The organism is Sphingopyxis sp. (genome assembly GCF_016463645.1).
Lineage (GTDB): Bacteria > Pseudomonadota > Alphaproteobacteria > Sphingomonadales > Sphingomonadaceae > Sphingopyxis.
The window spans coordinates 110,321-123,222 of sequence record NZ_JAEMQX010000003.1 but is presented as its reverse complement, the minus strand read 5'-3'; the positions used below and the strand labels follow the sequence as shown (position 1 = coordinate 123,222).

The 12,902-nt window shown below is 66.4% G+C and carries 14 protein-coding genes and 1 tRNA gene; 11 read left to right on the top strand and 4 right to left on the bottom strand.

Going from position 1 to position 12,902, the window contains the following annotated elements:
• The 3 genes from JHC57_RS02110 to JHC57_RS02100 all read left to right on the top strand — a co-directional run.
• A partial coding sequence (locus JHC57_RS02110) for a KUP/HAK/KT family potassium transporter (protein WP_294028244.1) occupies nt 1-1,480 on the top strand: 1,480 nt, incomplete at its 5' end.
• A 100-nt stretch (nt 1,481-1,580) separates the two neighbouring features.
• Nucleotides 1,581-2,414, top strand: coding sequence for a hypothetical protein (locus JHC57_RS02105; RefSeq protein WP_294028242.1), 834 nt, complete (start codon nt 1,581-1,583; stop codon nt 2,412-2,414).
• Nucleotides 2,411-2,890, top strand: a complete 480-nt coding sequence (locus JHC57_RS02100) for an AHH domain-containing protein (protein WP_294028240.1) — start codon at nt 2,411-2,413, stop codon at nt 2,888-2,890. The genes JHC57_RS02105 and JHC57_RS02100 overlap by 4 nt, the downstream gene beginning before the upstream one ends.
• 41 nt (nt 2,891-2,931) lie before the next feature.
• On the opposite strand, the gene JHC57_RS02095 is transcribed toward JHC57_RS02100, so the two are convergent.
• Nucleotides 2,932-3,579, bottom strand: coding sequence for a hypothetical protein (locus tag JHC57_RS02095; protein WP_294028239.1), 648 nt, complete (start codon nt 3,577-3,579; stop codon nt 2,932-2,934).
• A 77-nt stretch (nt 3,580-3,656) separates the two neighbouring features.
• Here JHC57_RS02095 and JHC57_RS02090 point away from each other — a divergent pair, with 77 nt between their 5' ends.
• Both JHC57_RS02090 and JHC57_RS02085 read left to right on the top strand, forming a co-directional pair.
• The gene (locus JHC57_RS02090) at nt 3,657-5,249 is read left to right on the top strand and encodes a peptide chain release factor 3 (protein ID WP_294028237.1); all 1,593 of its coding nucleotides are present in this window, start codon (nt 3,657-3,659) and stop codon (nt 5,247-5,249) included.
• 56 nt (nt 5,250-5,305) lie between these two features.
• Entirely contained in the window at nt 5,306-5,761 is a 456-nt protein-coding gene (locus JHC57_RS02085; protein WP_294028235.1) for a hypothetical protein, read from the top strand.
• On the opposite strand, the gene dinB is transcribed toward JHC57_RS02085, so the two are convergent.
• Nucleotides 5,754-6,866 (bottom strand): DNA polymerase IV, encoded by a 1,113-nt coding sequence (gene dinB, locus JHC57_RS02080; protein WP_294028233.1) that lies wholly within the window; start codon nt 6,864-6,866, stop codon nt 5,754-5,756. The two genes, JHC57_RS02085 and dinB, sit on opposite strands and share 8 nt — an antisense overlap.
• Nucleotides 6,867-7,212: 346 nt before the next feature.
• Nucleotides 7,213-8,094 carry a LysR substrate-binding domain-containing protein gene (locus JHC57_RS02075; RefSeq protein WP_294028231.1) on the bottom strand — a complete coding sequence of 294 codons (882 nt, stop codon included), beginning with the start codon at nt 8,092-8,094 and terminating at the stop codon, nt 7,213-7,215.
• 115 nt (nt 8,095-8,209) lie between these two features.
• Between JHC57_RS02075 and JHC57_RS02070 the strand changes: the two genes are divergently transcribed.
• From JHC57_RS02070 to JHC57_RS02050, 5 genes are all read left to right on the top strand, one after another.
• Entirely contained in the window at nt 8,210-10,132 is a 1,923-nt protein-coding gene (locus tag JHC57_RS02070; RefSeq protein ID WP_294028229.1) for a TonB-dependent receptor, read from the top strand.
• Between the two features lie 65 nt (nt 10,133-10,197).
• Entirely contained in the window at nt 10,198-10,929 is a 732-nt protein-coding gene (locus tag JHC57_RS02065) for a DUF899 domain-containing protein (protein ID WP_294028227.1), read from the top strand.
• 54 nt (nt 10,930-10,983) lie between these two features.
• Nucleotides 10,984-11,277, top strand: coding sequence for a hypothetical protein (locus JHC57_RS02060; protein WP_294028225.1), 294 nt, complete (start codon nt 10,984-10,986; stop codon nt 11,275-11,277).
• Nucleotides 11,278-11,354: 77 nt separating this feature from the next.
• A tRNA-Gly gene (locus JHC57_RS02055) sits at nt 11,355-11,428 on the top strand.
• A 133-nt stretch (nt 11,429-11,561) separates the two neighbouring features.
• Nucleotides 11,562-11,978 (top strand): Rap1a/Tai family immunity protein, encoded by a 417-nt coding sequence (locus JHC57_RS02050; protein WP_294028222.1) that lies wholly within the window; start codon nt 11,562-11,564, stop codon nt 11,976-11,978.
• A gap of 38 nt (nt 11,979-12,016) precedes the next feature.
• Here the strand turns inward: JHC57_RS02050 and JHC57_RS02045 are convergent, their stop codons facing one another.
• Nucleotides 12,017-12,520: an FKBP-type peptidyl-prolyl cis-trans isomerase gene (locus tag JHC57_RS02045; RefSeq protein WP_294028220.1), complete on the bottom strand. Its 504-nt coding sequence runs from the start codon at nt 12,518-12,520 to the stop codon at nt 12,017-12,019.
• Between the two features lie 208 nt (nt 12,521-12,728).
• Here JHC57_RS02045 and JHC57_RS02040 point away from each other — a divergent pair, with 208 nt between their 5' ends.
• The gene (locus JHC57_RS02040; RefSeq protein ID WP_294028218.1) at nt 12,729-12,902 is read left to right on the top strand and encodes a DUF1328 domain-containing protein; all 174 of its coding nucleotides are present in this window, start codon (nt 12,729-12,731) and stop codon (nt 12,900-12,902) included.

Sequence of the window (12,902 nt, the reverse complement as noted above, 5' to 3'; positions counted from 1 at the left end):
CAACAAGGGGTTCGAGCCCTATATCGTGCCGATCGCGCTCGCGATCCTGATCGGGCTGTTCGCGATCCAGTCGCGCGGGACGGCGAAGGTCGGGATGCTGTTCGGGCCGATCATGCTCGCCTATTTCACGATGCTGGCGATCCTCGGGATGATCCATATCGTCGACCATCCGGGGATCATCCTCGAAACGCTCAATCCGCTGAACGCGCTCCGCTTCTTCTATGTCGACGGTTTCACCGCCTTCATCGCGCTCGGCGCCGTCGTGCTCGCGGTGACGGGGGCCGAGGCGCTCTATGCCGACATGGGGCATTTCGGACGCGGGCCGATCGGGCTCAGCTGGCTGGCCTTCGTGCTGCCGGCGCTGATGCTGAATTATATGGGGCAGGGCGCGATGGTGCTCGAGGCCGAGATGGGACCGCGCAGCGACCTGATCGCCGATCCCTTTTTCCAGATGATGCCCGAGGCGTGGCAGGTGCCGGTCGTGATCCTTGCGATCCTCGCGACGATCATCGCGAGCCAGGCGGTGATTTCGGGCGCCTTCTCGCTGACGCAGCAGGCGATCCAGCTGGGCTTCATGCCGCGACTGCGCGTCGAGCATACCAGCGCCTCGGCGCAGGGGCAGATCTATATCCCGATGGTCAACTGGGGACTGATGGTGATGGTCATCCTGCTCGTCCTCGGTTTCGGATCGTCGAGCAACCTCGCCGCCGCCTATGGCATCGCGGTGACGGGCGCGATGTTCATCGACACCTGCCTGATGAGCGTCGTGCTGTTCACGCTGTGGAAGTGGCCGGCGTGGAAGGCGTTGCCGATTCTCGCGGTGTTCTTCATCGTCGACATCGCCTATTTCGGCGCGAATCTGATCAAGGTTCCCGACGGCGGCTGGGTGCCGCTGGCGATCGGGCTTACCATCTTCACCCTGCTGACGACCTGGTCGCGCGGGCGCAAGCTGATGCAGCAGGAAATGGCCGAGGGCGCGATGCCGATCCCGGTGTTCGTGAAGTCCGCCGCGAACAGCGCGACGCGCGTGCCCGGCACCGCGGTGTTCATGACGTCGAGCGCCGACGGCGTGCCGCACGCGCTGCTCCACAACCTCAAGCACAACAAGGTGCTGCACGAGCGGATCATCCTGCTGACGATCAAGATCGCCGACGTCCCCTATGTGCGCGCGGAAAACCACTGCGCGCTCGACGATCTGGGGCAGGGGTTCCACCGGCTGATCCTGAACTATGGCTTCATGCAGCCGATCGACGTGCCCGATGCGCTGAAACGCGTGACGAGCTGCGGCGGCGAGTTCAAGATGCTCGAGACGAGCTTTTTCCTGTCGCGCCAGACGCTGATCGCGGCCAGCAAGCCGGGGATGCCGATCTGGCGCGAAAAGCTGTTCGCGTGGATGCTCCGCAACTCGGAAAGCGCGATGGAATATTTCCGCCTGCCGACGAACCGCGTCGTCGAACTGGGAAGCCAGGTCGCGATCTGACGTCGCGCGCCGGATTAACTTTCCGACATCCGGCAATAAGCGTTTGAACATTGCGGCCGGTCTTGCGATGCAGGGGCGAAGCTGAAAAGGCCGGGCAAACATGACTGTCGGTGACCGCGACGCGCTGATCCTGCCGGTTCCGCCGGAACCCTTCGCCCTGATCGTCGGGGCCGCGATGCGGGGCCGATCGGACGCAGCGGTCGAAGCCGCGCTTCGGCACATGGGGCTGCGGCCCGAGCGCGTGGAGGCGGCGGGCTCCGCGATGGCCGAGCACATCGGGACACCGCATTTCCGCCTGGCGTTCGGGTCGGTGTCGGTCCTGGCGGGCCCTGCCGCCGACGCGACGCTCGACCTCGCCGATCCCGAAGACCCGACCACCAGCCTGCTCGCCGCCAGCCTGCCCCGGCAGTGGCGCGCGAACGGCGCGTGCTGGGTGTTCATCCCCGAACGCGCCGGAACGCCGCCCGCACCGGGCGAGAAAACGACGGCGATGCGCGAATTCTTCAAGCTGATGGTGCTGTTGATCGACCTGTTCGACGCCAGCCATATCTTCTGGTCGCCCGCGCGGCTGTGGTCCGATGCGCCGCAATTCCGCGCCTCGATCGCCGAAATGCTGGCGAGCGGCATGCCGCCGGTGCTGCACCTCGTGGCGTTCCGTCGCAAGGATCTGGGCGATAGCGCCGCGATGGGAACGCGCGGGCTGGCGCTGTTTTCCGGGCAGGAGCTGGAAGCGCGGATTCCGGGTGGCTGGACCGCCGCCGAAATGGTCCGGCGATTGTCGCGGCTCGCGCTCGACATGATGCTCAATGGCCCGGTCCGCGAAGCGCGCACGATGCGCGGGCTCGAGGCGGGCGAGTGGATCGAGCTGCTGCCGCCGCCGGACGGCGCGCGACAAAGATCGACCGTGGTCGTCGAGTTCGGTCGCAACGGTTGAGGGCGGCGCGAGGGTGGCATGGCGCGCCGGCGGCGCGGGCCGGGTTCCAGCGCCATCACCTCATTCCCGTCAGCCTGATGCAGCGCCCGCAGATGGCGGCGATGTTCGAACAGTTGCGGAGCGAGGGTTTGGCGCTCCATCATTTCGGCCGCAACGGGCTGCTGCTGCCAGCGTGCGAGTCCGCAGCGCTGCAATCGGGCCATGCGCTGCACCGCGGCCCGCATCAGGGATACAGCGATGTCGTCGCGGCACGTGTCGAGACGATCCGGGTGCATTTTGCCTTGCAGGCGCCCGCCGGCCTGCGCGCTGCGCGCCGCGTTGCGGCGATGCGCCTGCGGTTGTTGCAGGACACGACCCGGCGTGCGCTGACCGACCGGCATGGCGCCGGTTTCTGGCTCAATCGGCGCGATCCGATGCGATTGTTCGTCGATCGGCCCTATCTCGACGAGGCGATCGACAAGCTGTTCCGCGAATAAGGGGCAGCATCGCGGATCGCGTGCGCCGGGTCGGCCGGTATCTAATCCGCGCCCGACCGGACGAAACGCATCGTCCCTTCGCTGCGATGCAGGGTGAGGCCGCGATCGGTCTTTTCGGCGCAGGCGCCGTCGAAATCGACGACGCCCATATCGTTGGGCTCGATGATCACATGCAGCTTGCCGCTGTCCGCTTCGGCCAGTTCGAAGCGCGGGGCGGTGATGCCGTAAATCGGCTCGCGAACATCGACCCAGCGCGGGATGCGCTTGTCGTCCCCGGGCATCGTCCAGCCGTCATATTGGGTATAACCGTCTATCGGTGTGCCGCTGTCGAAGCCGATGGTGAAATCGACGCCGGCGATGGTCCGGCCGTTCGGCCAGGTAACGACGATGGTGGGAATCGCGCCGTCGATCTCGCCGGGCTCGCCCTTCGACATCGCCGGCGGCACGGGCTTGGGCTCGGTCGTCAGGCAGATGGTTTCGCCGCGGATCTCCCAGCGCCCCTCGGCACGTTCGTCGAGCGCGCCCGCGGCGAGTACATACTGGAAGCGCCCGTCGTTCCGGATGAGCAGCCCGCCGCCGACGTCGGGCCCCTCGGCGAGGCTGTATTCGCCGACGAACGGCGAATCCTGTGCGGCCGCAGGGGCGGGGAGCGTCGCGATCAGCGCGGCAGCGAGGAGCAGGGTTCGCATGACGCGATCATGCGTCCGCCGGCGCGGGGACGCCAGCCCCTTTCCACATCTCGCGCCACCTGCTAGGCGCCCGCGCCATGTCCAAGCATCCCGACCGCCGTACCTTCGCCATCATTTCGCACCCCGACGCGGGCAAGACGACGCTGACCGAGAAATTGCTCGTCGCGGGCGGTGCGATCCATATCGCGGGCGAGGTCAAGGCGCGCGGCGCAGCACGGCGAGCAAGATCCGACTGGATGAAGATCGAGCAGCAGCGCGGGATTTCGGTGACGTCGTCGGTGATGACGTTCGAGCATGCGGGACTGATCTTCAACCTGCTCGACACGCCGGGGCACGAGGATTTCAGCGAGGACACCTATCGCACGCTGACCGCCGTCGACAGCGCGGTGATGGTGATCGACGCCGCGAAGGGCATCGAACCGCAGACGCTGAAGCTGTTCGAGGTGTGCCGCCTGCGCTCGGTGCCGATCATCACTTTCATCAACAAGGTCGACCGCGAAGGCCAGACGCCGTTCGAACTGCTCGACGAGGTCGCCGACCGGCTCGCGCTCGACGTCTGCCCGATGAACTGGCCCGCAGGCATGGGGGGGCAGTTCGAGGGCATTTACGACCTGGTCGATCCCGCGCTGATGGTGCCCGGCGGCGACGCGTCGCGCATGTATGAGGGCGAGCGGATCGCGGTCGAGGGACTCGACGACCCGCGCCTCGCCGCCAGGCTCAGCGCCCCCGCGCTCGCATTGCTCAGGGAAGAGACCGAGCTGGCGTCGGCCTGTTACGCGCCGTTCGACGCCGCCGCCTATCGGGGCGGCGATCTGACGCCGGTCTTCTTCGGCTCGGCGCTCAAGGAATTCGGCGTCGTCGACCTGCTCGCGGGGCTCGCGAACCATGCGCCCGGGCCGCAGCCACAGCCCGCCGAGCCCGCGCCGGTCCGGCCCGATGACGACGCCGTCACCGGCTTCGTGTTCAAGGTGCAGGCCAATATGAACCCCGCGCACCGCGACCGCATCGCCTTCATGCGCCTCTGTTCGGGCAAGTTCGAGCGCGGCATGCGGCTGATGCAGGGCGGGACGGGCAAGGCGATCGCGATCAGCCGCCCGATGCTGTTTCTCGCGCAGGACCGCGAAATGGCCGAAGAGGCGTTTCCGGGCGACATCATCGGCATTCCGAACCACGGCACGCTGCGCGTCGGCGATACGCTGTCCGAACGCAGCGACATCACGATCACCGGGCTGCCGAACTTCGCACCCGAAATCCTGCGCCGCGTCGCGCTCGTCGACCCGACGAAGACCAAACAGCTCCGGAAAGCGCTCGACGACATGGCCGAGGAGGGGATCATCCAGGTCTTCTATCCCGAAATCGGCGCGAACATGATCGTCGGCGTCGTCGGCCAGCTGCAACTGGATGTGCTGATCAGCCGTCTGGAGGCCGAGTACAAGGTCGAGGCGAAGCTCGAGCAGTCGCCGTGGGACACCGCGCGCTGGATCGCGAGCGACGACGCGGCGGTGCTGAAATCCTTCCAGGCCGACAACCGCGGCGCCGCGGCGACCGACCGCGACGGTGCGCCGGTGTTCATGGCGAAGGACGCGTGGGAGGTCGGCTATGTGACCCAGCGCAATCCGTCGATCCGTTTCACCGCGACGAAAGAGCGGGTTTTCGCCAACGCGGGTTGATCGTTCCCCGCAACTCCGCCACCATGACGTCACTGTCAGCAAAGGTGGGGGTATCGATGCGCGGATGGATTTTGGCGCTCGCGACGATCGCGGGCAGCGTGCCGGTGGCGGCGCAGGGGATCAGCCTTCCGGTCGCTCCGGGGTTCTGGACGAACGACACCGAGAAATGCGCGACCGTTCATCACGGTTATGTCTTCGACGGAAAGCGTTGGGGTGCGCTCTATTATTACGGGCCGGGCGGTTCGATGGGGCCGGCCGCCGAGCTCGAGCCGATCACGCAGACGCGGGTCGTGGCGGACGGCTTCACCCAGATGCAGTTCGGCGGCTATGACGGCGCGGGCTATTTGCGGATCAAACCGCTCGGCGCCGACCGGGCGCTATACCGGGTGGGGGCGCCATTTCAGGACGACATCCAGGAAACGGACGAAACGCTGATCCGCTGCAGCCTCGCTTCGCTGTCGCCGAAGATGAAGGCGGCGATGAAGCGCTTCGCGCCCGCCGTCGTCAGATAAGGCTGAGGAGGTCGGCGGGCGCCGCTGCCGCGCCGTCTTCCTCATCCTCTTCGCCCTCGAACTTGCTGAGCGTGACCCCGAGCAGGCGGATGCCCTGTTCGGTGGGGAGCAGGGGCGCAAGGATCGCCTCGCCGGCCGCGAGCAGCGAAGTCCCGTCGAGGATGGGGGCGGGGACCGACTTCGCGCGCGTGATCGTGCGGAAGTCGGCGTAGCGGAGCTTGAGCGTCACGGTTCGCCCGCGCGCGCCTTTCTTCGCCGCGCGGTCCCATACGACAGTGCAGACATGCGCGAGCGCCTCGCGGATTTCGGTGTCGGTGACGAGGTCGTTGAAAAAGGTGCGCTCGCCGCCCAGGGATTTCAGCGGCCGGTTCGACCTGACGCGGCGATGATCGATCCCGCGCGCGAGATTGTGGAGCCATTCGGCGCTGTTGCCGAAGTTTTCCGCGAGCCATGCCATGTCCTTCGCGGCGAGATCGGCGCCCGAAAACACACCGAGGCCCTCCATCTTGGCGGCGGTCACCGGACCAATGCCGTGAAAGCGCCGGATCGAGAGCGTCTGGACGAAGGCGGCACCGCGGCCGGGCGGGATGACGGTGAGGCCGTCGGGCTTGTTCTGGTCCGACGCCAGCTTTGCGATGAACTTGTTGTACGAGACGCCGGCCGAGGCGGTGAGGCCGGTTTCGGCGCGGATTCGCGCGCGGATCAGTTTCGCGGCGGCGGTCGCGCTGCCGAGTCCCGCCTTGTCGGCGCTGACGTCGAGATAGGCTTCGTCGAGCGACAGCGGTTCGACCTCGTCGGCATAATCGCGGAAGATCGCGCGGATCTGGTGCGAGATGTCGCGATAGACCTCGAAACGCGGGGGCACGAAGACAAGCTCCGGGCACTGGCGCCTGGCGGTGATACTCGGCATCGCCGAGCGGACGCCGAACTTGCGCGCCTCATAGCTGGCGGCGGCGACGACGCCGCGCCGCGACGAGCCGCCGACCGCGACGGGCTTGCCGCGCAGCGAGGGATCGTCGCGCTGTTCGACCGAGGCGTAGAAGGCGTCCATGTCGACATGGATGATCTTGCGGTTGGCTGGCGCTGCCTCTTTCTGGTGACTCAAGTGCATATCTCGTGACCGGCTTTTGCCTGCGCGGGGCGAAAGTCCCCGCCGATTGCCGCATCGAGATTAGCTGACGATGGCCCAGGAAGCCAGCAGGAAGAAGAACAAACCAAGAATTCGCGGTGGTGCCGATCTGCCGCGCCATCCGACCGGCAAGCTTTGCAAACGCTTGCTCCGCGACGGCTATTGGTCCGACCGGAAAACCGCCGGCCGGTGGTTGCTCCAGCCCGGCCTCCGGGCAAACGCCCGGGTTGGTGGTCGCGATGCCGGGCGGTGCCCACGGCCCGCGCATCCTGTTGCCGCCAGGGCTTTGGCCAATCGCCAAACGCCGGGTCTGGCGGCGCGATTACCCGTCGGCGATCGCCAGCAAGCGTTCCGCCAGCAACAGTACCGATGGCCGGCTTTCGTGTTCGTGCATGCAGATATAATGTCGACGCGGGTTCGGTATCGCTCGGTTGCTGACCACCACCAGCGCTCCGCTATCGACCAGCGGCCGAGCCAGCGGCAGGCGCAGCAGCGCGATGCCAAGCCCGGCGCCGGCCGCGGCAAGGACGCTGTCGTAATCCTCGAACCGCCGGTCCTGCCATCGCGGACTGTAGCGAAGCGCGTCTTCGCGAAGCCACGCCCGCCATTGCGCGACGTCGGAATCATGGATCAGCGCAAGATCCGGCAGCAGCCTCTTCGCCAGCGCCGCCCGTGCGACCCCGGCGAGGCCGGGCGCACAGGCGGGGACGAGGGTTTCGGAAAAGAGCAGTCGTGCATCGACGGCTTCCCAGCCTCCTCCGCCATAACGGATCGCGAGATCGGTTTCGCGCGGGCTCAGATCGTTCGGGCGATGATCCACATCGAGTTCTATGCGCAGATCGTCGCTCTCGAGCGCGGCAAGCCGGGGGAGCAGCCATAGCCGGGCAAATGAGGGAACGGCGCTGAGGCGGACCGTCTGGCGCCCGGCACGGGGCCGCCACTGTTCGGTGCTGCTCGTCAACGCATCGATCGCGCGACCGGCTTCGGACACGAACCGCTGGCCGGCGGGGGTGAGGCGGACGCCGCGCCCGTGCCGCTCGAAGATCGCGGTTCCCAACCAGTGTTCGAGCGCGGCGACACGCCGGCTGACCGAGCCGTGGGTGAGGGAAAGCGCTTCGGCCGCCTGACTGAACGAGCCGTGCTCGGCGGCGGCGAGGACGGCGATCGCGCCGTCGAAGGGAAAGGAAAGCTGCAAGCTGTGCATGATATGCACATCATCATGGCGATCGTTGCGCTATGTCAACAGGGCATCGCCTGTCAGCTTCGCGCCCATGATCAGTAACGCAGCATATCCTCCCCTTGTCGGCCGGGCGCGCAACATGACGGACGATCTTCTCAGGGCGAGCGGAATCATGCTCGCGGCCAGCATCGTTCTTGTGGCGGACGATGCCCGCGCGCAGCGCGCCGACGACAACGCCATCGCCGATGCCGAGGACGCGTTCGGTTCGAACGACGGCGGTGAGGATCTGGGGCTCTACGGCCCTTTCGATGTCCGCGGCTTCTCTCCGATCGACGCCGGCAATGTGCGTATCGAGGGTGTCTTTTTCGACCGGCAAGGCGACCTGTCGCTCCGGCTGGTCGAGGGCAACCGCATCCGCGTCGGACCGTCGGCGACCGGTTATGCGTTTCCCGCGCCGTCGGGGATCGTCGACTATCGCCTGAGGACGCCGGGAAGCGAGGCGTCGCTGAGCGGTGTTGCGCAGGTCAACAGCTTCGGTGGCGCACTGGTCGAGATCGACGCCGCGCTGCCCGTCACCGACCAGTTTGGCATCGGCGGCGGTTTCAGCGCGAGCCGGAGCGAATATGCGTCGGGGAACAATGCGGACATCACCAATATGGCCGCTGTCGCCGCCTGGCGGCCATCGACGGATATGGACGCGAAGCTGTTCTGGAGCCGGACGAGGATCGCCGACGAGGATATTTTTCCCATCATCCTCGGCGACGGCCGGACGACCCCGTCACGGCTGGTGCGGCGGCGGTTTCTCGGCCAGCATTGGGCCGATGTCGAAACCGAGCGCTTCAACTATGGCGCCATCGTCCGCACGACCGTCGGCGGTTTCGGGGTTCGCATGGGGCTTTTCCGGTCGGTCAACGAGGTGCGCGAGGGTCACAATGTGTTCCTCCATGCGGCGGCGACCGGCAGCCCCGCCGCGCGCACGGTCAGCGCCTATCCGGGGCGCCATGGCGCATCGACGAGCGGCGAGATCGGCATCGCCCGCGAATTCGCGACGGGGCGGCTGACCCATCGCGTTCAGTTTATCGCACGCGGTCGCAAGCAGGATCGGCGCTATGGCGGGGGGCAGGGCATCGAGCTGCCCCCCGCGCCGTTCGGGCGGCCGTATTACGTCGAGCGGCCCGTCTTCCGGTTCGCGTCGCAGACCACCGACGCGGTGCGGCAATGGTCGGCGGGTCTTTCCTACCAGGCGGATTACAGCGAGGTCGGAGAGCTCAGCCTGGGAATTCAGAAAGTCGGTTATCGCAAGAGCGTCACGACCGCCACCGGACCGCGCCCGGTATCGCGCGACAATCCCTGGCTGTTCAACGTCGCTGCCGCGATGAATGCAACATCCCGGCTGTCGCTGTTCGGCAGTTATACGCGCGGGCTCGAAGAGAGCGACGTCGCGCCCGAAATCGCGCTCAACCGCGACGAAGCGCCGCCGGCGTTGAACACGCGGCAACTCGACGCCGGAGCAAAGCTGCGCGCCGGCCCGATCAACATCATCGCGGGGGCGTTCGACATTCAGCGCCCCTATTACGGAGTCGACGGTGCCAGCATTTTCAGGCGGCTCGGCAAGGCGCGCCACCGGGGCGTCGAGGCTTCGCTGTCCGGGCAGCCGCTGCCCGGACTGACCGTCGTTGCCGGTGGAACCTTCCTGCGCGCCCGGTTGTTCGGTGATGAAGTCGCATCGGGTGCGATCGGAAACCGGCCCGTCGACGTGCCCGCCCGCAAACTGGTCGTGAGCGCGGACTGGAGACCCGTTTCGTCGGCGACCTCGATCGACCTTACGGTGGAGCATGTCGGGCCCAATATCGGCGACACGCGCAACGAGGTGCGGGTGCGGCCCTATACGACGGTCGATATCGGGCTTCGGCATCGTCTCACCATTGCCGGCGCACCGGCGGTAATCCGCGTGCAGGCGACGAATGTGCTGAACAGTTACGGCTGGGAAGTCGCCGGCGACAACGCGTTTATCTATACCCAGCCGCGGCAGGTGATCGCCCGGCTGGCGGTCGATTTCTGACGCGCGACACGGTCCGGCCGGTCCGGATCCGCGCGTGAAATATCCAGCCAGGAGGTTTGAGCGCCATGACGAAATCACCCGAGAGCGTCCGGAAGAGCGAATTGTCGGCGATGCGGACCCCGCCGGTCGTGCCGGCCGAGGAATGGAAGGCCGCGTCGCAGCGGCTGCTTGCGAAAGAAAAGGAGCATGGCCGCGCGCACGACCGTCTGGTCGCGGAGCGTCGGCGGATGCCATGGATGGCGGTCGAAAAAGCCTATGGGTTCGTCGGCCCCGACGGGGAGCTGAGCCTGCTCGATCTGTTCGAGGGCCGCCGTCAGCTGATCGTCTATCGCGCCTTTTACGAACCCGGCGTTGCCCGCTGGCCGGAGCGGGCCTGTATCGGCTGTTCGATGGTCGCCGATCAGGTGGCGCATCCGGCGCATCTGAACGCCCGCGATACCAGCCTCGCGTTCGTGTCGCGCGCGCCGCAACCGGACATCGCCCGGCTGAAGGCGAAAATGGGATGGGGGCATATTCCCTGGTACACGCTGACCGACGATTTCGACGCCGATTTCGGCGCAAGCGAATGGCACGCCACGCTCGCTTTCATTCGCGACGGCGACCGCGTGTTCCTGACCTATTCGACCCACGGCGGCCGCGGCGACGAGCAGATGGGGAATACGTGGAACTACCTCGATATCACCGCGCTCGGCCGTCAGGAGGCGTGGGAAGACTCGCCCGAGGGATATCCCCAGACCCCGGCCTATGAGTGGTGGGTCTGGCACGATGACGGGATGACCGATCCCGATCGCGAGTAATCCGGTCGAGCGGCGAACCGTACATATTCGCATCGCTGCGCAGGAGGAAGAGACATGAGCGGGGATATTGCCGGCGAACGGGCCGGCGTTGGCGCACTCGCCGTTGCCGATTGGCTTAGCCTGTCCGGCGCGCCGGTGTTTGCGATCATGGCGCTGCTGACCGCAACGAACGATGGCGGCCCGGCGGGCAGATTGTGCGGGGGCGCCGGCCAAGGCCTGTCGCCCAGCGGGATGACATTGATGTATCTTCTGATGTTCGTCATCCATGTGGCGGCCTGGTTGAGGCTGATTTCGAGGAAATCGCAAAAGCGCCCGCATGGTCCGCCGTCCGGCACAGCGCATCTCTGACATCTTGCCGGGATGTTCTCCATGAGTCGGCTTGACGGCCGCCCATCAAAATGGCAATCGCCGCCGACCTTGGAGATGCGGGTATAGCATAGTGGTAATGCTCTAGCCTTCCAAGCTAGCTAGGCGGGTTCGATTCCCGCTACCCGCTCCACCTTCCCGTAACGATGCATTCCTCCAGCGCCAGTCCTCCCGCGATGTCCCGCGATGCAGACTGTCGCATATTGTTAGGCTGGACAGCACTTAGGGTATAAGACCGGTTGCGAGGCAAATCCCGGGGAGGGTGAATGAAGCGATGGGTTGCTCTGGCGCTGCTGGCGGCGATGATTCCGACCGGTAGCGCGGCCTTTCAGGCGCGCGAAAGCCTCGCGCGTGGCGGTTCCTATTTCAACCAGTGCGTGGCGAGCGCGAAGGATTATAGCGCCTGCATCGGATATTTCATGGGCATGGCCGATGCGCCGGTAATGAACGCGGACAAATCCGCCGAGGAGGCGGTCTACTGCCTGCCGGCGGGCGCGACCTACGAGCAGAATCGGGACGTGTTCCACAAATATCTGCGCGAGAATCCGCGGGTGCGGAATGTGTCCACGCACATGCTGTTTCTGATCGCGATGAACGCGTCCTTCCCCTGCAAGAATTCGCCCAAGCTTTCGGTCGATCCGGCCACCGGCGAAGTGTTCATGTCGGCGTCCAGGCCGTCATAAGGGCGCGGGCCGGAACATTCCGGCCGGTTCCGTCGATGTCAGCCGGCGGGTTCGATACCGAGCAGCTCGACCGTGAAGAGCAGGGTTGCGCCACCGGGGATCGGTCCCTTGCCGACGGGGCCATAGGCGAGCTGCCAGGGAATGGCGAGTTCCACCTTGTCGCCGATGCCCATCAGCGCGACGCCTTCCTGCCAGCCTTCGATCACGCGATTGAGCGGAAAGCTCGTCGGTTCGCCGCGGCGGATCGAACTGTCGAACTCGCTGCCGTCGGCGAAGGTGCCGACATAATGGACGGTCACTTCGTCGGTCGGGCCCGGGTGCGCGCCGCTGCCGTCGCCCGCGATGCGGCGCCAGCGCAGCCCGCTCGGCGTCACGCGCCAGCCGTCGGCGCCGTTTCGTTCGGCAAGCGCGGCCATCTGCCTGTTGAGCCAGGCGGTGCCCTGCGTCGGCGCGGCATCGCCCGGCTGGGCGCCGGCCGAAGCCGGAATGCAAAGCGTCAGTGCGGCCGCAGCGAGCAGCCGGTTGGGCGATGAAATGCGCATGAAATCTCCCTCGAACGATGTCCGCATAAACGCATCGCGCGCGCGATGCGCAAGAGGCTATCTGCCGGACGACAGGAACTTTCGCGCGGCGGTATCGTTGTGCCTCTGTATCGACAATCGGTGATCTGAAGCGCGGCCACCGGCCGTTTCCCCCTCGAAGGCCACGGGTTCGAAGCCGGTGCCGCGCGCCAATGCAAGGAGACGTCAGATGTTCAAATGGGCTTTGATCTTTGCGGTGATCGCGCTGCTGGCCGCCGTTCTCGGCTTCGGCGGTGTCGCGGGTGCCGCGGCGGGGATCGCCAAGATCCTGTTCTTCGTCGGCCTTGCGCTCGTCGTGCTGTTCCTGATCCTCGGGTCGGCCGCCGCGCGCAAGGTGACGTAA

Excerpts from the sequence above, each read along its gene's own strand:
- JHC57_RS02105 (WP_294028242.1), top strand. The coding sequence starts at position 1,581 with ATGACTGTCGGTGACCGCGACGCGCTGATCCTGCCGGTTCCGCCGGAA.
- JHC57_RS02095 (WP_294028239.1), bottom strand. The coding sequence starts at position 3,579 with ATGCGAACCCTGCTCCTCGCTGCCGCGCTGATCGCGACGCTCCCCGCC.
- JHC57_RS02090 (WP_294028237.1), top strand. The coding sequence starts at position 3,657 with ATGTCCAAGCATCCCGACCGCCGTACCTTCGCCATCATTTCGCACCCC.
- JHC57_RS02085 (WP_294028235.1), top strand. The coding sequence starts at position 5,306 with ATGCGCGGATGGATTTTGGCGCTCGCGACGATCGCGGGCAGCGTGCCG.
- JHC57_RS02075 (WP_294028231.1), bottom strand. The coding sequence starts at position 8,094 with ATGCACAGCTTGCAGCTTTCCTTTCCCTTCGACGGCGCGATCGCCGTC.
- JHC57_RS02070 (WP_294028229.1), top strand. The coding sequence starts at position 8,210 with ATGACGGACGATCTTCTCAGGGCGAGCGGAATCATGCTCGCGGCCAGC.
- JHC57_RS02065 (WP_294028227.1), top strand. The coding sequence starts at position 10,198 with ATGACGAAATCACCCGAGAGCGTCCGGAAGAGCGAATTGTCGGCGATG.
- JHC57_RS02060 (WP_294028225.1), top strand. The coding sequence starts at position 10,984 with ATGAGCGGGGATATTGCCGGCGAACGGGCCGGCGTTGGCGCACTCGCC.
- JHC57_RS02050 (WP_294028222.1), top strand. The coding sequence starts at position 11,562 with ATGAAGCGATGGGTTGCTCTGGCGCTGCTGGCGGCGATGATTCCGACC.
- JHC57_RS02045 (WP_294028220.1), bottom strand. The coding sequence starts at position 12,520 with ATGCGCATTTCATCGCCCAACCGGCTGCTCGCTGCGGCCGCACTGACG.
- JHC57_RS02040 (WP_294028218.1), top strand. The coding sequence starts at position 12,729 with ATGTTCAAATGGGCTTTGATCTTTGCGGTGATCGCGCTGCTGGCCGCC.